General features: G+C 54.7%; 18 protein-coding genes and 2 pseudogenes. 4 read left to right on the top strand and 16 right to left on the bottom strand.

Features of this window, described 5'->3' with window-relative positions; all coding sequences use genetic code 11:
- Positions 1–237: 237 nt before the first annotated feature.
- The 12 genes and pseudogenes from PQT43_RS30370 to PQT43_RS30425 all read right to left on the bottom strand — a co-directional run bounded on the left by PQT43_RS30370 (position 238) and on the right by PQT43_RS30425 (position 10,294).
- A complete protein-coding gene (locus tag PQT43_RS30370) occupies positions 238–561 on the bottom strand; it encodes a hypothetical protein (protein ID WP_249735844.1) in 324 nt (107 codons plus the stop codon).
- Positions 562–643: 82 nt separating this feature from the next.
- Positions 644–1,834 (bottom strand): MFS transporter, encoded by a 1,191-nt coding sequence (locus PQT43_RS30375; RefSeq protein ID WP_272755483.1) that lies wholly within the window; start codon positions 1,832–1,834, stop codon positions 644–646.
- A gap of 109 nt (positions 1,835–1,943) precedes the next feature.
- Entirely contained in the window at positions 1,944–2,969 is a 1,026-nt protein-coding gene (locus PQT43_RS30380; RefSeq protein ID WP_272755485.1) for a methyltransferase, read from the bottom strand.
- A gap of 18 nt (positions 2,970–2,987) precedes the next feature.
- Positions 2,988–3,773 (bottom strand): HAD-IIB family hydrolase, encoded by a 786-nt coding sequence (locus tag PQT43_RS30385; RefSeq protein WP_253086016.1) that lies wholly within the window; start codon positions 3,771–3,773, stop codon positions 2,988–2,990.
- Positions 3,774–3,779: 6 nt separating this feature from the next.
- Entirely contained in the window at positions 3,780–4,403 is a 624-nt protein-coding gene (locus tag PQT43_RS30390; protein WP_272755488.1) for a DUF1349 domain-containing protein, read from the bottom strand.
- Positions 4,396–5,241 carry an SDR family NAD(P)-dependent oxidoreductase gene (locus PQT43_RS30395; RefSeq protein ID WP_253086014.1) on the bottom strand — a complete coding sequence of 282 codons (846 nt, stop codon included), beginning with the start codon at positions 5,239–5,241 and terminating at the stop codon, positions 4,396–4,398. Before PQT43_RS30395 ends, PQT43_RS30390 begins: the two co-directional genes overlap by 8 nt.
- 96 nt (positions 5,242–5,337) lie before the next feature.
- Entirely contained in the window at positions 5,338–7,125 is a 1,788-nt protein-coding gene (locus PQT43_RS30400; protein WP_272755490.1) for a 1-deoxy-D-xylulose-5-phosphate synthase N-terminal domain-containing protein, read from the bottom strand.
- A complete protein-coding gene (locus PQT43_RS30405; protein WP_272755492.1) occupies positions 7,103–8,341 on the bottom strand; it encodes an aminotransferase class III-fold pyridoxal phosphate-dependent enzyme in 1,239 nt (412 codons plus the stop codon). The genes PQT43_RS30400 and PQT43_RS30405 overlap by 23 nt, the downstream gene beginning before the upstream one ends.
- Positions 8,342–8,361: 20 nt before the next feature.
- Positions 8,362–8,880, bottom strand: coding sequence for a sugar O-acetyltransferase (locus tag PQT43_RS30410; RefSeq protein ID WP_080966932.1), 519 nt, complete (start codon positions 8,878–8,880; stop codon positions 8,362–8,364).
- A gap of 294 nt (positions 8,881–9,174) precedes the next feature.
- Positions 9,175–9,352, bottom strand: a pseudogene (locus tag PQT43_RS30415) (IS3 family transposase); the annotation flags it as partial.
- Positions 9,353–9,357: 5 nt separating this feature from the next.
- Positions 9,358–9,706, bottom strand: a pseudogene (locus PQT43_RS30420) (IS5/IS1182 family transposase); the annotation flags it as partial.
- Positions 9,707–10,294, bottom strand: a complete 588-nt coding sequence (locus PQT43_RS30425; protein ID WP_102880288.1) for a hypothetical protein — start codon at positions 10,292–10,294, stop codon at positions 9,707–9,709.
- An 88-nt stretch (positions 10,295–10,382) separates the two neighbouring features.
- Here PQT43_RS30425 and PQT43_RS30430 point away from each other — a divergent pair, with 88 nt between their 5' ends.
- The 4 genes from PQT43_RS30430 (at position 10,383) to PQT43_RS30445 (ending at position 12,866) form a co-directional block, all read left to right on the top strand.
- Positions 10,383–11,468 carry a hypothetical protein gene (locus PQT43_RS30430; protein WP_272755495.1) on the top strand — a complete coding sequence of 362 codons (1,086 nt, stop codon included), beginning with the start codon at positions 10,383–10,385 and terminating at the stop codon, positions 11,466–11,468.
- A 132-nt stretch (positions 11,469–11,600) separates the two neighbouring features.
- Positions 11,601–11,861: a DUF6429 family protein gene (locus tag PQT43_RS30435; protein WP_267269728.1), complete on the top strand. Its 261-nt coding sequence runs from the start codon at positions 11,601–11,603 to the stop codon at positions 11,859–11,861.
- Between the two features lie 385 nt (positions 11,862–12,246).
- The gene (locus tag PQT43_RS30440; protein WP_041120604.1) at positions 12,247–12,429 is read left to right on the top strand and encodes a type II toxin-antitoxin system HicA family toxin; all 183 of its coding nucleotides are present in this window, start codon (positions 12,247–12,249) and stop codon (positions 12,427–12,429) included.
- Between the two features lie 35 nt (positions 12,430–12,464).
- Entirely contained in the window at positions 12,465–12,866 is a 402-nt protein-coding gene (locus tag PQT43_RS30445; RefSeq protein WP_236204227.1) for a type II toxin-antitoxin system HicB family antitoxin, read from the top strand.
- A 124-nt stretch (positions 12,867–12,990) separates the two neighbouring features.
- On the opposite strand, the gene PQT43_RS30450 is transcribed toward PQT43_RS30445, so the two are convergent.
- From PQT43_RS30450 to PQT43_RS30465, 4 genes are all read right to left on the bottom strand, one after another.
- Positions 12,991–13,344, bottom strand: a complete 354-nt coding sequence (locus PQT43_RS30450; RefSeq protein WP_272755500.1) for a hypothetical protein — start codon at positions 13,342–13,344, stop codon at positions 12,991–12,993.
- 81 nt (positions 13,345–13,425) lie between these two features.
- On the bottom strand, positions 13,426–13,812 hold the full coding sequence (locus PQT43_RS30455; protein WP_267269726.1) for an SCO4402 family protein: 387 nt from the start codon (positions 13,810–13,812) through the stop codon (positions 13,426–13,428).
- A 904-nt stretch (positions 13,813–14,716) separates the two neighbouring features.
- Entirely contained in the window at positions 14,717–14,920 is a 204-nt protein-coding gene (locus PQT43_RS30460) for a hypothetical protein (protein ID WP_267269725.1), read from the bottom strand.
- A gap of 9 nt (positions 14,921–14,929) precedes the next feature.
- On the bottom strand, positions 14,930–22,168 hold the full coding sequence (locus tag PQT43_RS30465; protein ID WP_272755502.1) for a two-partner secretion domain-containing protein: 7,239 nt from the start codon (positions 22,166–22,168) through the stop codon (positions 14,930–14,932).
- Positions 22,169–22,190: the final 22 nt, after the last annotated feature.

The raw sequence follows: 22,190 nt of genomic DNA on the forward strand, positions 1-22,190 counted from the left end.
GGCGGCGGCCCACGGATCAATGCCGGAGTTCGGGCATGCCGAGCCTAGGCGAGGCACCGAGTGGAGGGGCAGGAGCCTTTGGTTACTTTGGGCTTTTCAAAGTGACTCGCTGTAAGAGCGAAACCGCCAGCAGCCGCACCCGCAGGAATGGATATGAACTCAAACCCGCCGCTGTAAAAGCGGAACCACCAATTGCACACCCAACTCCAACTACGCACCGCCTCTCTTTCGCAGCCTCTACTCAACCGAAAATGATGAGAAGCAAAACGACAACTTATTATCTTCAAGATCAACCAACTGATAACGCATCCGGTCAAAACCCGAATCCAACTGACTCACGCTCATATGCATCAACTGAGTCAACCCGCCGCCAATATCACGGGACGTAAAATGGCTGATATCAAAATATCTGATACGCACGACATCAGCCCCTGCCTTTTCAGAGACTGAAATCGATAGGGATAAATCATAAGCCCCCCCATCTTCGCTCAACTGAATCTCAATGGCGCGCAAGCAGTTGTGAGCAACAAGCAGCTCATTCAACTGCGACACTGTACTCATAAACTACCCTCGCCCCTTTAACCTTGGCCCCATAGCCAGGCCCCTATTTGCAGCTATGCGAATGTTCCTCGACTGCTCGCTGTCAGGTAGTGCGAGCGCCGACCATTCGAAAACCCATGAGAGAAATCGTTATCTGGACAACCAGAACCAGACACAGCAATACCGCTGCCATTCCCCAGTCACCGTGGTCGGCGATAACCCCCAACGTCGCGATCATTATCGTGGCGCCAATATTGCCGACTAACCAGAAAATTGAGGTCGCCGTCCCAGACCTGGAGAGTCCGGCAGTGTCGGCTATCAGTTGCAGCAGAAGAGGCAGCGGAGATAACAGCGCGGCACCGATCACGATCCCTGCCAGACTCAATATCCAAGGGGAACCCGAGGTGAACAGCAGTACCGTGCCTCCCCCTGCCAACAATGAAACCCCGGACAGAATGCCCCCCACGGTTGCACCGCTACGCACCAGTAAAGGCATGAACGTCATACCCGCGATACCACCGGCCAACATCAGAACAACGATAAACCCTGAAACCTGGGCATCGATCCCCTGACGCAACAGGATCGGCTCCAGCCATGTCGTAATGGCGGAGAAATAGCCGTTGGTTAAAAAAATCATCAGCAAAACAGCCGTGAACGGAGCCGTGCGCAATAAATCGATACCCTCCGCCAGTAAACGGCCGCCGGACTGGGTCGGAGCGGACGTTGTTTGCACAAGAGGGCCATCTCGCGGGACATAAATGAAGGTCAATAGCGCAATCAGCCCCAGGATCGCGACGTCAATCAACAACGAACTGCTGATGTTCCCCTCCTCCGTCAACGGGACAATCATGAACGCGGAGCCTATACCCAGGAAAATCACCGTACTGAACAGCGTCGTGACCCGCACATGTTCATCTTCAGAAAACCAGGTGATCATCAACTTGACGAGCAGCGACATGGTCAAGGGTTGAACAAACCCGAACAACAGTTGGCCGGCAAGCAGGTATTCATAATGGGGTTGTAACACCCGGATCAATGCCGCCAACAACATGGCAATGGCGGTGATACGCAACGCTGTTTGCACCGATATCCGGTCAATCAGGCCACCACTGGGAAGTGCCAGCGGTAATGCAAGTGCCGTCACAGCCAAAGACAATGAACCGACTTCCCCATAAGTAATACCGTACTGGGTGGACACCTGATCCGTGATAGGTGCAAAGCGCATCCATTCATACTGGGTCAACGCCAGCATGCCGGAGTAAATACAAAGAATACGGTAACGTACTGGGATCACTTTAATCTCCCGCAAGAAGACACAAGTGAAGTCCGGGGCGAATGCGCCGGACCTTGAGTTCACACTGTGCAATCAAAACGCCCTCACAGGGCATTGGTTGTCAGCAACCTTAATACTTGATTCCGGTTGCCAGGCTCCAGTCACCGTATTGCGTGCGGGAAACTGTAATATCGCGAAAACCGGCAATCGTCAGCAGCTCCCTTATCTCGGTCTCTGACAATTGCTGACCCTGGGTCCAAAGCAACATGTTCGCGTTATAAGCCGCGACATTATGTGGGCCGGTCTTATCTTTATTAAAAAACATCTCATGAAGAATGATACGGCCGCCGCTGGGCAGTGCATCAAAACTCTTTTTGGCCAGAAACAGACACTTGTCCAGCGGCCAATCATGAAAAATATCACTGTAAAGATGCACATCGGCGGCTGGATACTCAGACGCCCAGATGTCTCCTTTATGGGTTGTGATGCGCCCCGCCATCCGGTATTGCTCGACGTAGGTATCGGCAATGTCGCAGACATAGGGAAGATCAAAGATCACGGCATTCAGTTCAGGCCATTTCTCCAGCGCACAAATAGAGTGAACACCCGAACCACCGCCTACATCCAGAAGACAGGTATACCCGGACAGATCAATCCGACCCGACCAGGCCCGAGCCGGTCCTTTACTTTTACTGTGCATCGCCTTGGTGAAAATTTCGCTGTGTAACTGGTCCTGCGCATTGTTCTCAAACAGATCAGTCTCACCGAACAACCCGGACTCTCCACTGAGCATCGACTCTTTGAAGAATGCATAAGAGAACGCATCTTCTTTGTGGCGTGCGGATTGCAGGACCCCACTGAACGAGGTCTCCGACTTGCGGGTCAGAAACGCTTGCGCCAAAGACGTCAGGCCATAGCACTCCCCACGCTTCTCAAGCAGCCCCTGACTGGTGCACATAGCCACAAGCGCCTGTGCGGCCCGAGGTGCCAGTTCCAATGCCGAGCCGATTTCCCCCAGCTTCAGCGCTTTGCCCTCAAGCAGATCAAACAGTTTTACTTCATCGGCAAAAAACAAGGTGTAGGTATTGATAAACCCGAAGTAGATATCAAATATCTGTTTATCACTGTGATGCTCCGTGTGCACTGTACTGTCCATGTAGATGCCTATCCCATTTCAAAAATGCCGTTGAAGACCATCAACGATGCCATGACAATAGAAACCCTCAACAACACGATCAAACGCCTGCCTGGCCTCATGCGAAGCGTTGCCCACCAGGTAACCATGTGAACAGGCCTTCAACATCTCGATGTCATTGCAACTGTCCCCGAAGGAGATGACCCTGGCGGGGGAAATCTCATGTTTCTTGACGATGAAATCGACCCCCTGCTTCTTTCCGCACCCCGGGTGCATGATGGCGACATCGTAGACATTCTCAGGGTCGCCGGCGGCGGCACTGGCGTAGGTAATTGAGGCCTCAAGGCCCACCTGCAAACAGAGTCTATGAATGTGCTCGATGGCGGTTGCTTCATTGCCATCGGCATTCAAGTAATAACCCCGAATGCGCTTTTGCTGAAAAGCCTCCGACTGCAACGTCAACTCAATACCCTCTCGCTCGAACAGGGTGCTCAGCCTCATGACCCGCTCTGGAAAGGTTCCTGCGCCTTGTAACGGCCAACCCTCATCCTCCAGAACACTGTCCGGGTGATTCCAGTACAACTCGGTTCCCAGACTGGTCAGTGCAAAGTCCCAGGGAAACTCGGGGTATCTCTTCATCTTGTCCAGGACCACCGCTTGACTGTTTCCCGTGGCCCAGCCAAATAACAGGTGGTGCTTGCGTTTGAGTTGATTCAAACAGCTTTCCAGTTTGTCTATCCCGGCATCCGCCTCTCGAGACGACAAGACCGGCATAAACGTCTCGTCAAAATCAGAAACTATCAACCAGGTGTCTTTGCTCGTCATACCTGCTCACTCTCTGATGAGTCCCATGGACTGTGAGGATATTTCAATCCGGGAAAACTCCCCGACCGCTCCCTCGGAAAAGGGCGACTGCACACTAAACCCGACGCGCACTTCATCCGGGCAGTTGCTCACATAGAACGCCCGATGAAAAACCACGGCACCCTCAGAGCCACTCAGATAACACGAGAACACATCCCCACTTCGCGAAATGAACAGCCGCACAGGCTCATCGTTTACCTCGATGCCATTGACTTCATCGCTATAGGGCGATGAATGCACCGATACGATCTTCTTGTTGCTGCCGTACTCTTCAACACCGAACTTCAGCTTGTGCAGCCCGACGTGAAGAAAGAGCCCTGCAGCATCAAACTTGGCCAGGCTGAATAACTTGATGTCAGCGCCAAGGGCAAACTCTCCCGTCACCGACGTGAGCAAAGTGCCCAAGCTGTCCACCGTATGAAGCCCTGGAATATTGAACGAATCGCTACCGGGTTCGCTTCGCAGTTTCAGAACCGGCGCAACATAACGCAGCTGCGCGCAATGCTCGGCACCGAACACACGATCACTGATCCTCAGTACGGTGTTCGGGTCTTCGCGCAAAAGAGGTGTAGTGCCAACGGAGTCATCCATACAGGTTCATTCCGCCATCGACCGACAGGGATTGAGCCGTGATGTCTTCGTTCTCAAGCACCGCCAGACAGAACCGAGCAATGTTTTCCGGGATCTGCGTACGCCCCAGCGGGATCAGGCCCTCCATGCGAGCCCACAAGTCATCCAGCGACTCGTTGGGCTCGATGAGGCGGTTCTCCAGGTACTTCCACATATTGGTTTTGACGATGCCGGGGCAAACGCAGTTGACCCGGATATTGTGAGTGGCCAACTCCAGCGCCAAGGCGCCAGAGAAGCCCTGCAACCCGGCTTTCGCGGCGCAGTAGGAAGATATTCCAGGAAAGGCGACTTTTGCGGCAATGGAGCTGATGTTCAGGATCGCGCCGCCCTTGCCTCTCTGGATCAGTGCGCGGGCAGCCTCACGCGACGTCAAGTAAGGTGCTGTAAGGTTGGTTTGCACGATCGCGTCAAACTCGCTCAGCGATGATTCAACCGTGTTGATCAGATGGCTGCTGCCAATGGCGTTGACCAGGCCGTAAAAGTGCTCTGACTCATGGACAACGCCACCTACGGCTTCTATGACCTGGGCTTCAGACGTTGCGTCGACCGCAATGGCCTTTACCGAAAGCCCTTGCTCCATAAGATCCGCCGCCAGCGTGCGAGCCGCCTGATAACCACTGACCTCCTGAGTTTGATAGTGGTTGATTGCATTGGGTGTCCGGTCGGTATCAAAGATGTAGACATGAATACCTTCTTTGGCCAGTACTTCAACAATCGCGGCGCCGATGCCTCTGGCACCGCCCACAACGATCATGGTTTTACCGGACAACTTGCCTTGCGCTTTATTTCCCTGCGTCATGAACCACTGCTCCTGAATCCATAGAAGGCCTGCCGAACCCTATACAGGGCTCAGAAAACCAATAAATAGTTGAAACGGTATTTAAACGTGTGAAGTCTAATTAACTAATGCGTACGGCGGGTCAGCCAACAATGCACCCAGTACTTGAGGTGCAACTTTTGCCTGGAAAGGCTCGATGGTCGGCCACTCATAGGCATCACTGAAGACCTTGCGAACTCGAATCAGCAAACTGGACTCAATGTATTCAGCCAGGTTGAAGCGACCACTGTTATGTTCTACGATAATAATTTCGGCACATTGGCTCAGCATCTGTTTAACCAGCTCAAGATCCGGCCGAACGGACAGAAACCGGATATGCGTGCATCTTTTTGTCGTGGCGACCTGAAAGGCTTCGTATGCCATCGACTCCGATGACACTATCAATGAACCGGCGGCAAACTCGGGCTGAAAAATATAGATATCTTCAGACAGCTTCCGGTACTTCTCCCTCAGGGCACACACTCTTTCCATGGGCTGGTCGTACATTAAGTACAGGCCGTTTCCACCCTTTGCTTTCTGCCGATGAATACAGGCCAACAGATCGAGAGGGTCTGTCAGTTCGTATACGGTTTCTTCCGTCAGCAAGCTGAATACGGTTGAGGCGTACGTAGCGCCGCCCCACACACCGTTCTTCCGAGCGCCAATGACATGCAAATTACGACAGGCAATCAAAGCAGAGTGCAGTACATCTATTGCGTTGAGGTAATACTTGTCATCGGTCAGGACAAACTTCAGTTCATCATCCGGGCACCCCATCGCGCAGGTCAGCAACGCTGACTCGGCCAGGCCGGTGTTGCAATAACCGGACAATGACTTAAGGCCAAACCGAGCGGCCAGATCCGCGGTGAATACATGGACAGGTGCCCCTGACCGAACTTCTTCGATAATGTCGGCCGTCCGACTGCAACTGGAAGCTTTCCTCAGATCATTCTTCTGCTGATCGTCCGTTGACGTCATCAAACTCTGATGACTGGCACGTTTGAAGGAGTGAACGCCTTTTTCGGTATGACAGATGATCGCGGTCGACCGATGGTCCTTCTCTGCCTGGCGAATGTGTTCACTGATCGCCTGGGTGTCGTGTCCATCCACTTCATAAACATCAGAAAAGTAGGCGGCCAAATACTCCGGCTTCAACTTCCCGGGAAGTGGGTCAATCCCTCTGCCATTGTTGTCCACTATCAACGTCAGGTTCTTGACCTCAAGTTCGCCAACCAAGCGAATCGCCTCGAAAGACACCCCTTCGTTCAACTCACCGTCACCCGCCACACAGATAACACGTGCATCACGGTTGGTATTGGCCCGCCCCAACGCAATGCCCACTCCCTCGCCCAGGCTATGCCGCATGCTGTAGGCAAAACCGTAGTGTTTATTGACAACGGCCGGAACCTTGTCGTGAACCGCAGCTAAAAAAGCCAAAGGCATACCGTTGAGCACGTGACGATGAGCATAAAACAATGGCGCAATATGCCCCCTGCCAATTACCAGATCCTGATTGGCCACCCCTGCCGCATTGCAGAACTCCAATGCAAACAGTGCTTCGGCAATGTTCAGTGACGACAGGCAAGATGCCAGGGTTCCGTAACCGGCAATTTCATGAATCCGCTCCAGGCACACCCTGACGTCTGAGTAGAAAGGCGTAAATTGTCTGGCGATGGCTACCGACAGTTCGTTGATCGTCTGGCACTTCGACGCCTCGGCAATACCGACTTCAACTTCCTCATTGGCACGCACATACTCATCGGCCGTCAGGTACGCCTTGCGTTTATGCACGCTTTGACGAATGCCATGTAACGGCGTCAACAGGCTGGCAACTGGCTCGAGGTCATAACTGACTAATTGATTCATTCAACACCTCGAACACGTCACTTAGCGTTTCCTCTGACATGATGTAGGCGGGCGCCAGGCAAGCCCAATCTTCCTCACCTCGGATAATCAACTTCCTTTCAAAGCACAGCCCAGCCAATTGCTTGCCTGCCTGCTCCCCAAGGCTTGAGTCCAGGGTTATGCCGATCAGCAAGCCGTGGGATTCAATCCGGGCGATACGCTCATTCCCGGCGATTTCCTGACACAACGCCTGGGTCTTTGTAATGAGTTTTTGTAACTGCCCTGCGGCCTCTATCTGTTCCAGCACGCGCATCGACGCATTGATGGCCGCAATCGAAACCGAGTTGCTTGCATAGGTATGCGAATAGGAAAACGGGATCCACGGCTCTGGCTTGTCAAACACCGAGGCGATTTTATGGGATGTCACCATAGCGGATGCCGGGTAATAACCACCGCTGATGCCTTTACCGAGCGCGACGATATCGGCAGAAACCCCAAACTGATGGGTATTCAAGAACTCTCCGGTTCGAGAGGCGCCGGTCACGATTTCATCGGTAATCATCACAATATCGTAACGGTCACACAGTTCACGAATACCGATCAGATACTCGCGGGGAGTTTGCCGCATCCCTTTCAAATGGTTGACCGGCTCGAAAATAATGCAAGCGATCTGCTCCGCACCATAATGAAGAATAATATTCTCCACATCCGCCACGCTGTGCATTTCCAACGCCTGACCTTCGTGAACGACAGGGAATGGCGGGTTGATCCGAATAGTGTCGTAACCGCTGCAACGCAGGTCCTTGAAATCGTTCCTGCCGGTAATACTGTGGGCCCCCAAGGTGGCGCCGTGATAGGAGTGCTTGCGGCAGATCACTTTCTTCTTGAACGTATTGCCTTTGCGCTGGTGATACTCCAAGGCCATGGCAATCGACGACTCGATGGCTTCCGAGCCGCTGTTGACATACAGCACGCCGCCATCTTCCATCTTGGCGCGTTTGAGCAGCTGCTCTGAAGTTTCAAACAGCTCGGACGAATAGAAATGATCCTTGGGGTGGAAAGGCAGATCCGTCAACGTTTTGGAAATATGCTGCTTGATGGGGTCGCACGAATACCCGAACGGTACGTTAAACATGCCCGAAATCGCATCCGTGTAAATGCCACCCTCTGCATGAACACTGACATCTTTAACAGAACCAACAATTTGGTCTTTCACGCGTGACTGATAGACAAACATCCCTTTATGCCTTCTATTAATTAGATCGGATAAACCTGAGAACCAGCGCCCAGCACTTTACTGTGTGGCGGAACCGACTTTGCCACGACAGCACCCGCACCGATAATTGACCCTTTACCCACTGTGACGCCCGGCAAGATTGTTGCGCCGCCGCCAATCCACACATCATCTTCAATGACTACAGGTGCACCCGACTCTATATAACGACGCCGCTGCTCAAGATCCTTGGCATGGTTAGAGGTATAGATACCGACATGAGGCCCGATAAACACACGGTTCCCGATGTTTATTTCAAACGCATCGAGGAACACCCCATTGGCATTAATAAAAACACCATCACCAATGTTTATGTTCGAACCAAACTCACAAAAGAAATTGCCCCACTGTTCAAACCCCTCACCCACTGATCCGAACAGGAGTTTATAAAGCGGCTCCCGACCATCAGGGTTATTGCTGATGGAGGAACACAACGCACGGGCGGTGCGCCTACGGGCAACTAAAGCAGGTTCCGCCGCATCGAATGTCATGAACTCACGCATACGCCACCCTGTACACACGAGCGTAACAGAGAGCACTCATGCCGTGCTGATCGGCAAGTAAACGGGTGCAAACAAGACGATCATTAGTTCCGCGCCCGCCACTACCACCCACAAATAACGCCCACACTTCCCCAATAGCCTGATTCCCTTCAGCCATCATCATCTCCATCTACTATTTATTTTTTAAATATACTTCGGCACTTCTTGAAATTTTTCCACCTTCTACACTCGCCACCAGCGCCTTGCAAGTTTGTTATTACGTCAGTCGTATTGTCATGTCACTGTTTTCAGGGCCTATTGCTTCCGTTCTGGATTGAGTGTGACGACGCCGATGGGCTGCCCATTACGCGTCGCACCTGACCAGCGATGCGCAGGTTGATAAAGGACTTGCTGCTACAGCGCATGACGCTCGGCCAGCACCTCTTGATCCTCGCCGCGATAACGCTGCGCAAGGGGATACGAAGCGGATGCGGCGGTAATGATGTTCCGCTGCCGATACTTTGGACGATCAAAGAGCCGAGGCTTGCGTGGCATAGCCCGCAGTGGGATCACCGGCTGCATTCGATGCCGGTCGCAGTAGTGGGTCACAGATCATGTGAATCTTGGTAGCAAGGCCGCCTCGACTAGGCCCAAAGCATGATCTAGCGGTTCTTCAGTCCCCCTTTTTCCCGATTCCTGAAGAGGCTCGGGTTGCACGTACCGCAGTGGAGTCGATCATCTAGGTGTCCAGATCGATCAGCCCCTCCCGGTTCAATTGGATGTGCAAGCGCTCCAGTATCCGCTCAAACGTACCGTCGTCGCGCCAGGCAGCGCCCGAGCACAGAACCTAGGGAAAGCGGACACTCGATCCAGAGGCTGCTGCCGACATGACCGCGTTACGCACGGGTAAAGGGGCTTGCTCGGGGTGTTGCTGCAAAAAATGCTTGATCGCTTGATCCTGGCGATCCACCACGCATACGTTCACGTTAGGGCTAGGGACGGTGCATTCGCCAAGCGCGAGGGCCCCGCAGTTCAATACGCCGTACACCGCAGCCGGTTGCGCGACGGCCGAGCAACCGTAGACCATCTCGCCAAGGTAATTGAGCTGCCCTTGGGTGACGGTGAAACGCAGCGGTTTGGAGTAAGCCCCCATGGCCCCGCGACGGTGACCCAGGCGGCTCACTTCATAATCACCGGCAGGTAGCCATGCCGAGTAATCATCCTTGGGTCCCCAGCCATAAGTCTTGCCGCTCTTGATATCGCGAAACTCAAGGTAGGTTCCGTAGGGGCCGCCTTCCAGCAGCGCGCCGACCACTAGACCCGCGTTTTGCGCGTTGTAAACGGGTGAATTCAACGCCATTTCAGCTGGCATTGACGAACAACCGGCCAGTAATCCGATCAGGCCAATTGCAAAGATGTTGCGCGAGCCAAACATTCCGCTACCTCGGTGGAAGACAAAGAAAAACCCCAGAAAAATTCAGGGACGACAGGCGCGCTAGACGGCGGCGACTGCCTTCTTTAGCATGATGGCCTTTCGCCCATTCGTGCATCAAGGACGATCTATCAACATGTTCTGTTTTTCACAATGGCACGTGCGTGGCGCTGTAAGCATTGCCGCGCTGTTACTTGGCGGGTGCAGTTTCAACGGCTCCTACCCGGACGCCAGTGCACCCGATGCGGCGAAGCTGCGCTTTATCAGCAGCAGTGACAGCTCGACGCTCGACTTGTTCGATGCCGAACACTGCGGCGGCCAAACCACGGGGCTGCTCAATAACCTGTTCAGCGCCAATACCCGGCGACGGGCCGCCATGAGTGCCGCTGCCCCCGAGGATGCCAAGGCCTATCTGGAAGTGCGGCTGCAACCGAGTCATGAGCTGTTCGCGCGCGCCAATACCTTGAGCACCGGCAGCGTGTGCACCGTGGGGTTCAACTTTACCCCGCAGAGCGGCGGCGAGTATGAAGCGGACTTCCGCCGAGTAGGTCGCACTTGCCAGGTCACCCTTAGCCGTCTGCGCCAGATCGATGGCAAGACTGTGCGCTCGCCGATCGTGCTGACCAACAAAGGCCTGCCCGCCTGCGCCGGCCACAACCCTATTTTCCCCAAGCCCACCGAAGCACAACCGCAGTCAGCGGAGCGTGCAGCGCTGATCGCGCAGATCGTCGACGCGAGTGTCATCGCGAAAATGAAGCCCGACGCCGAGGATGCCCCTTCAGTCCAGAAAACACTGCTCGACAAATCCATAGCGGAGCGCAAAGAGCGCCTCGACTTCAGCCTGCCCGATGTCTATTGGACTGAATATCGGCAGAATCTGGAGCAGTTCGCCAATGAGATGAGGGGCACCAAGGCTCGTTCATTGCAGCTGTACAAGGATGACTACAGCAACCGTCTGGGCCTGCTCGACACCCCTGCGATCAAGGAACTGCTGCCCGACAGCGAAGCGGCCGACCGTAGCAAGGCAATGTCGACCAATAATGCAATGCTGGAGCACTACTACCGAGCCCAGCAAGCACTGCTGAAGGAAACACTGAGCGCACATCAGGCACGCATGGCCGACCTGGATCAGCGCTTTGAGGTGTGCAAGCGTTTCGCGGCCTGCTGGCAACGTTGAATCGGGGTCCGGCTTGAGAATACCGAGCGCCGCACGTACGCCGCCTTAGTACTGACTGGCCGAGGAAGCCCGCTATCTTGAGAATGGCGGGGATTTTCCGAGGGTTTGAAGAACAAAAGCGGAGTAACGGCCATGGAATACGACGATAAACTGATCGAAGACGCAGTGCTTGCCCTGTTGGCAGCCTACAGCTCCGACCAAGGTAATGCGTGGAAAGGGTTCGACTTCCAGATCATGAATCGACTGCATGAACAGGGTTTCATCAGTAATCCAGTTAACACAAACAAATCCATCTGGTTGACCGCGCAAGGACTGGAGCGAGGTCGGCAGCTAGCCGACCGGTTGTTCGGGTCAAGGACGCATGCGGGGCAGGTATCCGACTCGAATACCTGACATCTTCCCGCGTCATAAAATAGCTGAGTTTGTGGATCGCTTACGACACACCCCACTCAAACATCACCTCCAATCCACCGTTACCGGTCCCCACTGCCCGCCGCGGTAGTTCCCCTTCGCAGCAATATCCGCGACGACCTTGGCCGGTCGCATCAGCGTCCACAACACCTTTGCAGTCGCCTTTGCGGTGCCCGTGACAGGCTGTGATGACGGCGCCATTTTCCACCTCGACACCCAAGCCTCCCTGAACGGCCTGCCCAGCCGCCCAAGGCCAAAAGCCATCCGAGCGACATGTCCCGATACATAACTCCAGACACACAATTCAACCTGCGCTATGATGCGCCTGGAGTTATAAAGCACCTCTCACCCCGATAAGGAGATGGAGGTGCAAAGCAGACAGTTGATCAAGGAGCTTGAAGCCGCAGGCTGGGTGCTGGAGCGAGTCACTGGCAGCCATCATCTGTTCAAGCACCCTTACAGGCCCAACACCGTTCCGGTGCCTCACCCGAAGAAGGATCTGCCACGGGGCACGGTCAGGGCCATCAGAAAACTGGCTGAACTGATCTAGCTCCCGCCACCTTCACACCTATTGAGGAGATCCCCGTGCAATATCCCATCTGCATCGAATGGGGCGACGAACACACCGCCACCGGCATCCAGATTCCCGACATCCCCGGTGCTGTTACCGCTGGCGACACCTTCGAAACCGCCTATAGCGCGGCCATCGAGATTGCCCACGTCATGCTCGAAGAGCTGGCCCGAGCCGGGCACGCCATTCCCCTGCCCTCTCCCACCCGCAAACACCGCGCCAACCCCGATTTCGAGGGCATGGGCTGGGGCATGCTGGATATCGATATCGCGCCTTATCTGGGCAAGACCGAGAAGGTCAACGTGACCTTGCCCGGTTATGTGATCCAGCAAATCGACCGCTTCGTCCGCGAGCACAACATCAAGAGCCGGTCGTCTTTTCTGGCCGATGCGGCGTTGGAAAAGCTTGGGCGCTGAAAGCGGCTGCAGGGTGCAGGGTGCAGGGTGCAGGGTGCAGGCCGAGCGGTGTGAGGAAGGAAGAGCCCTAGCTTTCACTAGGGCTGTATAAATTTAAGCTTGAGAAAAATCCAACATTTAGAATCTACACATTCAGAATAAAACCCTTCCAACCAAGCAAAGCTCTTTCAAACTCATCAATATTTATAATTGAACAATAATCCTCATCATATAAGGAATATATTTTTGCCAAACTTTTGCTTAGCTCTACACCCCAACTATCACGACTCCAATCTGCTTTCTCAACAACACCGCTTTTAACCAATCTAATTCTAGACAACCCTTCATCCAACCATGGTATGGAGCTTTCATATTTTTGCCCACCATGATCGGTAAAAAGGCACGCTAAAAAATCCACCCCACTTTCATTAAGAACACTTGATCGGCAATTTGGTACACAAGCACCATCTTCATCATCCCAAAAAAAACAAATTTCCATTCAAGCAAACCTATATTTTCGGATAAACGGTAGCTTTAGGACTAATTCCTCAACTTCAAGTACCAGGAAAAATCAGAACGACTACGTCTGTGAAAATACTATTAAAGCTCTTTTTGATGACTCAACAACATCAACCCATTCAGGCTTCGTCAAGTACTCCGCATCTACAAGACAAGTCCCATACTTATCAAAAACCCTATTAATACTTTTAACGACATCAGAAATTGCCGTTACTTCACATTCCCCTCTCAGCACAATTCCGCCCCAGGAGCGAGCATTGGTTGCCAAGCCAGTATCATCGTATAAAAAATGAACAGCGCAATTAAACTCATCATAACCTATATCAGGGTTCGCTCTAGATACCCAAGCGTTGCATTGATAATCAACACTGGACAACCCCTCCAAGTAAGAGATCAGTTCCTCTCTCATCGCAGGATATTCTAGCTTGGACAGTTCAAACTTTTCCATTTTTCATACTCAATCAATAGAACACAAACCTTCCCTGCACACTGTCTAATAAACCCGATAACAGCGCCTACAATCCAACAACAACGCAACCCACTTACCGACCTAACTGACTTATATGAGCCCCATCCTTATAAATACGAACACTGCACCCTTTGACTTTGGAGCCTTTACATTATTCATTTTTTGGCATCCAAACACCTGCTTTGGAATTATTAGGATTTGGCCCCCATACTTTCTCTATGTATTCCCCTGAGATATCAAGGCTTTTTTTGAGAATAGGCCTTTTCTGCTGCGACCTGCGCCGCCATGTCCAGAGGGCTCATAGTGCCCAGATGCATTGTCGATACACTTAACTTTCCTACTAATAACTTTCACATCTCCAGCAGCAATGACCGGCTTACCATTTGCGAGATCAACATGCCACCACCTACATCATTAAACTTACGACCAATCACTAACTCACCACTATCAAAAGCAACACAGTTATACCTCCCTGCACCTTGAACCAGTTTAGTACCTGAGATGAGTGTTGGTACACCTAGTGCATGATCTGGGAATTAGTTTGAAAAGCTCGGCGCCTGTTGCCCTTTTGACACCTGCTGTTCAAGTACGGTATTCGGCGCCTTGTTCGTTAAAACAGGCCCTTTCGAATTGCTCCCAATGTGCTCCAACGCCGCCTTTTCAGCATTGACTAAAGCCTCCGTTTCTCAAGCTACTCCTTTTTCCGCAAGCTCATCCACAGCTTTGAAGACAGGTAGAACTGTTGGCGTAGCCCTCACCAATCATTAAAGGAAGTTACCAAAACTACGGACCACCAGGATTAAGGTCAGCAAGAGCAGGTTGGTGATTACGGAAAAACGATATATACCCCCGACAGAGCCGGGGACACTTATACAATACAGATTCAACTCAACCAATCAACATCAAAATCAGAAAGCTGATTATCAAGATGTAACTCTAGCGCAAACCAATAATCAAAAACCTGACCATCTTCACTGCTCAAAAACAAGTAATACCCACCTGTCTCCCCCTCACGATCATCATCAATAGATATGTTCCACCCAGAGTACTCTCCAGACACAACAACTCCTTTCCGGATAATGCTCATCAATCTTCCTCAATCAAAATATGGAACATGGTTATTGGCTATATACTTTCCTGTCACTGGGTCTTTAACGCCAAAATGGACATGTGGAACCCCAGGTGGATGGGAACCCGCGATTGAACCTGCATCGATACGAAACTCTCTTATTCCATCTGCGCTATGAAAGACACCAGAACCAGGCTTTCCAATTTCCTTATATCCTGACCCAAGATATTTCTGCCCTGCGGCTAAAGCCTCATCAGTAGACAGCTTAAGATTGCTGGTGAAATTTTTCTTACCTGAAATAGTTTCATTAATTACCTGATCTACTAGACGAGCAGAGTCAGCTTCTAGCTGAATTTGTTTCTCAGCTGCAATAAAACGCTTCCAATTTTCTGTAGAACCTGCGAGTGGAGTGCGCGATGCGGTAGAAGCGGCCTCTCCACTTCCTTTTGCCGCAAGCTCATCCACAGCTTTGACGACAGGTACACCTGTTGGCGTCGCCCTCACCAATCCTTGCAGGAAGTTACCAAAATTACGAACCGCATTGCCAAGACTGATGACCGAAAGCGCCAAAGTCGCCTTATTCTCGACATCAAGCCTACTCCGCTCAGACTCCGTTTCAGTGTACAAAGCGTCACGTAGTTTAGGAGCTCTGCTGAACATAAAGCCGTCAACAAAAGCGATTGCTTCCGGCTTGGCGTTTTCTATCCCCTTTCCATGCTCCCCCTCTACACGCATGGCAAAAACGATGTCGTCGACCGTCAACTTGCTGAAATCGATACCCAGATCGCATAGCTGAGGGTTTTTGCGACAGTGGTCCAGCGCTTCCTGGGCCACCTGTTTCGCCGCAGTTTCATGCAGGTCATGGTTGTATTGAGTGGCGCCTTTGGCGATGGCAACGCCTTTGTCCAGATCGCCGTCGACTGCCGCAGCCGCTACCAAGCCGGTAAGTTGCGATAGAACCAGCCTCAGCTCTTTGTTATCCCGACCCAGGTCGCCCATCGAGCTCACCATGACTTCATTGAGCCCTGCTGCTGCCGCACCGGTCTTGAAGTCACTGCCTGTCAGCTCAGCCAGCAGGCCGCCCATGATCGCGTGAGCAACCACTTTCTGGACGCTTGCATCTGGAAAATGAATGGCGTTGTCACCAATCCAGTTGAAGCCGGAGGCCATGGCCATTTGGCCGGCCTCGCCCATCAAGGCTGCACTGAAGTTGCTGCCGAAACTGCCTCCCCCAATGGCCGAGGACACTCCGCTCGAGATAAGCGCTCGTCCAACGGTACGAGTCGCCGCATCAGAGGCATTGCTCCAACGGAAGATATCTTTGGAAGGGGTGGTGGCGCCTACCGCAGCACCATCCGTGGGTTGAATACCCTGTGTGGCCGAGCCAGCGCCATCGGCTGCCGTGAACCATTTTTCGTCGGCGTAATCAAGAAGCCCAGCTGTAAATCCTGCAATCGCAGCGCTCTTCAGACTCCCCGTACTGAACGTATCTTTCACCGCCAGACCAAGGTTGCCCTTGTTATCAATGGTGCTAGTGACCGCGGTCGTGCTCAGGCTGGCAGCAACTGCCAGGTTTGACCCGCTCAACCCCAAACCAGCGGGGCCGAGGATGAAAGACATCAGAATAGCGATGGCAATCTTGGCGCCAGCACCGAGGCCAGAGGACTCATACTTGAAGCTGTCGTGAATTTCTTTGACTTGGCGCCAATCGATATCACCACGGGCCTGCGCCTGCTTCATCCAGGCCAGGTTGGGGTCCGCTTGCACCATCGCATCGATGGTTTGGCTAACGCTCTGTTGATCGACCTGCTTGATATCGATACGAATGCCTTCGGCAGCTTTGATCACCAGCTTGCCTTGAGCAATCAGGGCGCTTTGCCGCAGGGTCTCATCGGTTTTCCCTTCGCCCTTCATCTTGTACCAAGCCAAATCGCCCTTGCTCTTGGTATGGCTCTCGTCGTGGAAGTCCTTCACGCCCTCGAACACGATGCGGCCACCGCTGTCCAGCGTCAGGTCCTTACCGCTGTCCAGGGTTGCCACTTGGTAACGCTGGTCCCCGCCGCTCTTGAGCGTGAGATCGCCGCCCGTCTTGATTTCGCTGCCGACGTTAGTGTGCTGCGTCACTTCATCACGTTTCGCCGCGTTACTCCCCCAACTCCCTTTTTTGCTCATGTCGTAGAGGGAGTAGTCGCGGTTGAGCTCAGCCATCAAATTCAACTGCTCACCGGCCACCAGATAGGCCTCGTTACCGGCGTTGATTTTGCTGGCAACCATCGTCAGGTCTTGCAGCGCCGCAACGTTTACATCACCACCAGCCTCAATCGTCGTGCCCTGCTGGCGAACATGGTCCTCTTCCTGATTGATCTTCTTGCCGCTGCGCTTATAGCGGTACTCACTTGACTCTTCGTTGGCAGCCGCAAGGAGGTTCACATCCTTGCCCGATAAGTTGACGTCGCCGCCTGCCTTGACATGGCTGGCAACCATCGTCAAATCGTTCGTCGCCACAACATCAAGATCCCCACCGACCTTGATCTCACTGGCATGCTGCACCGTCTGGCTTTGCGCCCAGAAATGCCGTTTGTCCTGGCGCGTCGAGCCGGTTTCTTCGCGAGCCGCCGCAATCACCACGTCGTTACCCGCGCTCAGCTCAGCGTTCTTGCCTGCGGTAATGGCACCGCCGACATTCAGCAAATCCCGCGCTGCATGCATCTTCAGGCTGTTCTCGGCCTCAACCCGCGCGGCGCTATCGACGACTGCAGTCTTGGAGCTGAAGCCCTTCCCACTGTTTTCAATCGTGGTGATGGTCCGGTCATTGCGGATATCCCCAGTCAAGGTGCTCAGGTCAACATCCTTACCCTTGAGGATGCCGCCTTGCATGTTCACCAGGTCCTTGCCCGCCACCAGCTTCAGCTTTTCATCGGCCTGCGCGAGCCGCGTATTGACGAGGTTGTTCCCCGCTGCTGCCGAGAGGTTTTCGCTGGCGCGCAACGTGCCGGAGTTCTTCAAATCCGCACCGGCAATCAAGGTGACGTCCTTGCCCTGGATCAACGCCCCATCCGCCGTCAGGCGGTTGTTCGCCTGGGCCATGTACAGCACGGGCACCAGCACGTGCTGGCCATTGATCACCTGGTCTTCCATCCAGACGATGTCATGGGTCAGTGCGGCGACTTGCTGCGAGGTCAAAGTCACGCCAACGGATAGGTTGAGTTGCTCCTTGCTGGCGATGGCGTTGTTCATCAGGTACTTGAACATGCCTTCGTCGGTGGTCTGGCCGGCGATAAAGCGCTGACCTGTGCGCGCGGTGACGGCTTGTTGAATCAGGCGTTGTTCATAGAGGCCATCACCCAGGCGCTTCCAGCTGGTTTCAGGGTCGTAGCCCAGCTTGCCCAGCAGGTAGTCCGAGCTCATGAACTGCTTGAGATCGGTGAAGGCGGAGTTGGTTTCGACCAGGTATTTGGGGCCGACGAACACACGGCTGGCGTCCGAGCCCTGGATGTTGGCTTGGCTCAGGTCCTGGCTATTTTTGGCAACGGCGGCGCTATCGACCACGTGAAACAACCCGTTCGTCCCACTCGGCAGAGCGAAGCCCGGCATGCTGGTCGGGTTGACTTGTTGCTGTGCCAGGTCCGGTGGCAGTTGCGGGTTCAGCACCACCACGGCGGGCTTGGTCACGGTCGTGGCGCCGCCCTTGTCTGCGACGGGCGTCGGCGGCGTGAACTGGACGATGCTGCTGTTTTCCAGCTGCTGGGTAGCCTGAATGCTGATGTTGCCGCCCGCTTGAATCACCGAGGCAATGGGATCGCCCGGGGTCACGGTGGTGGTGTCGCCCACCAGGTTGAAAGAGTTGAGCGCGCCCACCGGCAATACCTTGGGGTTGGGCTGGGCGTTGTAGGGGTAGATCCAGTTGGCGCGGAAGCGCTCATCCGTGCCGTCGGTAACGCGGCCCGTGTTCCAGGTACGCGTGCGTGTGCTGGTGCCGGTGGTAGCGCCGATGTTGGCGAAGTTGTCGGCGCTGATCAGCAGATCCGCGCCCGAGGCCATGGTGCTGTACTTGTTCAGCACGCTGGATCCATCGACGGTCAGCTTGGCCCCACTTTGGATCGATGCGCTGGCCGAATCTGTCGCCACCACACTTTTGGAGACTTCGTTAGCGATGTAATCGACGTTGTGGTGGTCACCGCTGCAGTCGTAGCACCTCACACTCAGGTTGCCCGACACCAGTTGGTCGACAGTGCTGAACACGTCCTTGCGGTTGATTACGCTGTCGCTGCGCACCAGCACATCGTTGGCGGCTTCGATATGGCTGGAGATGTTTTCCAGTGACGCACTGCGAGCCACACCGTCGCGGGCCATCATGCTCAGGCCGCCGAGGCTGTAGATGTCGGCGTAGTAGTTGGTCAGGTTCTTGAAGCGCAGCGCCATGTCGGCGCCGCTGAAGATCAGGCCGTGATCGTTGCGCACAGCTTCGGCATTCAGATCAACCTTGCCGGCGCCGCCGAGGGTACCGGTGTTGGTGACATTGGCGGCGGTCAGGAAGAACGCTGCGCCGCTGGTGATGCGTCCGGCATTGGTCCAGCTGTCGCCCTTGCCGGTGAAGCTTTGGCTGGCGGCTAGTTTGCCGGTGGCTGCCTGGTTGAGCTGGCCTACGGTGACATTCAGCACATCAGCCTGAACATCCGTGCTGTTGTCCCAGGTGGCAGCGTCGACGGTCAGCGTGCCGGCCGTGGCGATGCTTCCGCCGATGTTGCTGAACTTCGCCAGATCGACCGCAAAAGTACCTGTGCCGACGTGACGGACATTGCCGTCGGTGTTCTTGAAGCTGGCCATGCGCAAGGAGACGTCATGGTTGGCGGCTTCGATCATGCCGCTCTGATTATCCAGCAACTGCGCGCTGGCTACGCTGGCGGTGCCTTGTTGACCGAGGGAGCGCAGTTTGCCGTTCTGGTTATTGATGGACGCGGCGTCGATCAGCAAAGCGCTGGTGCCTTCGACCAGGCCAGATTGATTGTTCAGTTCGCCGGTCAGGCCAAAATCGATGTCATCTGCGGCAGCTCGGCCTTGGCTGTTGTTGAGATGGATGGCGCGTACGTTCAGGGCTTGCTTGGCCAGCAATGCACCGTTCTGGTTGTCGAGGAGCGTGCTGGTGATCTGGGTATCGCCGCTCAGGGCAGCAATCTGGCCGCCGTTGTTCAGTAGCGATTGTTGCGCGCCCAGGTTGATCGACTGGGCCTGGATCAGCCCCGCTTCGTCAGCTGCGGTGAGCGATTTTCCGTTATCCAGCACGGTCGCCGCAGTGGCCTTGAGCTTGCCCGCAACACTGGCCAATACACCGCCACGGTTATCAACGTTGTGGGCTTCGATGGTGAGGTTTTCGGTCTGGGTGATGACGCTGCCATCTTGGTTATTCAGCCCTGCGCCCAAGGTCGCGGTGATGCCGCTCTGGCTGAGCAGGCTGCCCGTGGTGTTGTCCACCGCACCGCCGTTGATTGTCAGGCCATGCTGGGTGCTGATGATGCCTTTACCGGTGTTGATCAGTTGCTGATGGGCAGTAAGGCCCATGGCATTGACGGAGGCGATGTAGCCGTCGAGGCTGTTGTCGATCGTGTCAGCGGTCAGGCTGAGCTGGCCTTGGCTGATCAGTTTGCCGCCTTGCTGGTTGAAGGCTCTGGCGGTAGCGAGGATGTCACCCTGACTGGTGATCTGACCCTTAGCGTTTTCGACGGTGGTGCCCGTCAGGGTCAGTGCGCTTTTAGTGGTGATCTTGCCGCTGCTGTTGTCGAGGCTGGCCACGTCCAGGGCAAGGGTATCCTGGCTACTGATGACCCCGTTGGTGTTCTGCACCGCGGCTGCTTTCAGGGTCTGCTCACCGGCGCTGGCGAGGGTACCGTTGTCGCGGTTATCGAGCCGACCACCGAGGGTAGTGTTGAGCGTGCCCTGACTGGTCAGGGTGCCGCCGCGATTGTCGATGTCCTGGGCGTTGAGGTTCATCCCGGTGTTCGCCGACAGCGTGCCGGCGCGGTTGTCGAGGGTCTCGCTGACGGTTGCCTTGAGGTCGCGACTGGCGATGACGCTCTGGCCACGGTTGTCGATGTTCTTGGCGGTGAGGGTCACATCACCGCTCTGGTTGCGGGTGCTTTGCGGGGTGACACCGGCCTCGATCAAGCCAAGGTTGTTGAGCTGACCATCGCTGGTCAGCTTGACGCTGTCCTGAGCGGCGATGGAATGACGGTTGGTCAGCGTGTCTTGGGTGGTGGCTTCGACACGGGTACCGGCATAGATCGCGCCCTGGGCATCCAGACTCTTGGCATTGATGACAACCGCTTGCGCCGCCGTGGCCTGCGCCAGGCTCAAGTGACCATTGGCATCCAACTGCATATCGCCGCCACTGGCGAGCATCTTGCCGTCAAGCTTTACGCCGACACCGGCTTCACTGCTGACCAGCTTGATCACTCCAGCATACATACCGCCCAGGGCCGAGGAGTCGATGGCCAGTTGAGGGGCGGTCGCCGGGTCGGCGGCGCGCGCAGTGGCGTTCAGGGTCTTGGCCTCAACATCATTGGCGCCGGCAATGATCGTCAGGTTCTTGGCCTGAATTTCAGCATTGAGCTTGGCTGAGCGGGTGATGATTTCGAAGCGGTCGATGTTGTTGGCATTGAGCCCGGCCCCTTCAATAGCAACGCTGCCCTGGTCCACCTGATACCGTTGAAGCTGGCCGTTTTCGAGCACAGGCTTGCCGGTGGTCAAGGTGGCTTGCGGGGTGTTGATGAAGCCGCAGCCGTTGCAGGTAATGCCATACGGGTTGGCCACGATCACATGGGCCGACTGCCCCGCCACTTCGGTAAAACCGCGCAGTTGGCTGGGGCTACCGCCGTTGACCTCGTTGAGGATCACCCTGGCGGCCGTACCATTGAGGTTCTGGTTGCCGAGGATGATCCCGCCCAACTGCGTGGACTGAGTGCGGCTGGTGGCGTTGTTGAGGATCACTCCCTGTTGGCCAACGTTGTAATCGCTGAACTGGTTGTGCGACAGCCCGCTGCCATTGGGTGCACTGATGTTGACGATAGGCACGCCATTCGCCGCCTGGCCCAGGCTGGTGCCCGGTGCGCTGACTACAATGCCATCCGCCTGCACCAGCAACGGTTGCCAGAACATGACGTTCGCCAAAACAAACGCCAACCCGCGTTTGGGCAAGCCCATAAAGTGGGAGCGGCTTTTCAGGGATGCAGAAGGTTGGCGCGCAAGGAAGGCGAACTGTTGAACGTCCATGTCATGTCTCGATGCCCAAGGG

Source organism: Pseudomonas sp. BLCC-B112 (assembly GCF_028550695.1).
Classification (GTDB): domain Bacteria; phylum Pseudomonadota; class Gammaproteobacteria; order Pseudomonadales; family Pseudomonadaceae; genus Aquipseudomonas; species Aquipseudomonas danubii.

Bases quoted from the DNA above. Each gene is read 5' to 3' on its own strand.
- PQT43_RS30455 (WP_267269726.1), bottom strand. From the start codon at position 13,812: ATGGAAAAGTTTGAACTGTCCAAGCTAGAATATCCTGCGATGAGAGAG.
- PQT43_RS30400 (WP_272755490.1), bottom strand. From the start codon at position 7,125: ATGAATCAATTAGTCAGTTATGACCTCGAGCCAGTTGCCAGCCTGTTG.
- PQT43_RS30390 (WP_272755488.1), bottom strand. From the start codon at position 4,403: ATGGATGACTCCGTTGGCACTACACCTCTTTTGCGCGAAGACCCGAAC.
- PQT43_RS30380 (WP_272755485.1), bottom strand. From the start codon at position 2,969: ATGGACAGTACAGTGCACACGGAGCATCACAGTGATAAACAGATATTT.
- PQT43_RS30460 (WP_267269725.1), bottom strand. From the start codon at position 14,920: ATGAGCATTATCCGGAAAGGAGTTGTTGTGTCTGGAGAGTACTCTGGG.
- PQT43_RS30405 (WP_272755492.1), bottom strand. From the start codon at position 8,341: ATGTTTGTCTATCAGTCACGCGTGAAAGACCAAATTGTTGGTTCTGTT.
- PQT43_RS30385 (WP_253086016.1), bottom strand. From the start codon at position 3,773: ATGACGAGCAAAGACACCTGGTTGATAGTTTCTGATTTTGACGAGACG.
- PQT43_RS30410 (WP_080966932.1), bottom strand. From the start codon at position 8,880: ATGCGTGAGTTCATGACATTCGATGCGGCGGAACCTGCTTTAGTTGCC.
- PQT43_RS30465 (WP_272755502.1), bottom strand. From the start codon at position 22,168: ATGGACGTTCAACAGTTCGCCTTCCTTGCGCGCCAACCTTCTGCATCC.
- PQT43_RS30370 (WP_249735844.1), bottom strand. From the start codon at position 561: ATGAGTACAGTGTCGCAGTTGAATGAGCTGCTTGTTGCTCACAACTGC.
- PQT43_RS30435 (WP_267269728.1), top strand. From the start codon at position 11,601: ATGGAATACGACGATAAACTGATCGAAGACGCAGTGCTTGCCCTGTTG.
- PQT43_RS30450 (WP_272755500.1), bottom strand. From the start codon at position 13,344: ATGGAAATTTGTTTTTTTTGGGATGATGAAGATGGTGCTTGTGTACCA.
- PQT43_RS30395 (WP_253086014.1), bottom strand. From the start codon at position 5,241: ATGACGCAGGGAAATAAAGCGCAAGGCAAGTTGTCCGGTAAAACCATG.
- PQT43_RS30430 (WP_272755495.1), top strand. From the start codon at position 10,383: ATGATGGCCTTTCGCCCATTCGTGCATCAAGGACGATCTATCAACATG.
- PQT43_RS30425 (WP_102880288.1), bottom strand. From the start codon at position 10,294: ATGTTTGGCTCGCGCAACATCTTTGCAATTGGCCTGATCGGATTACTG.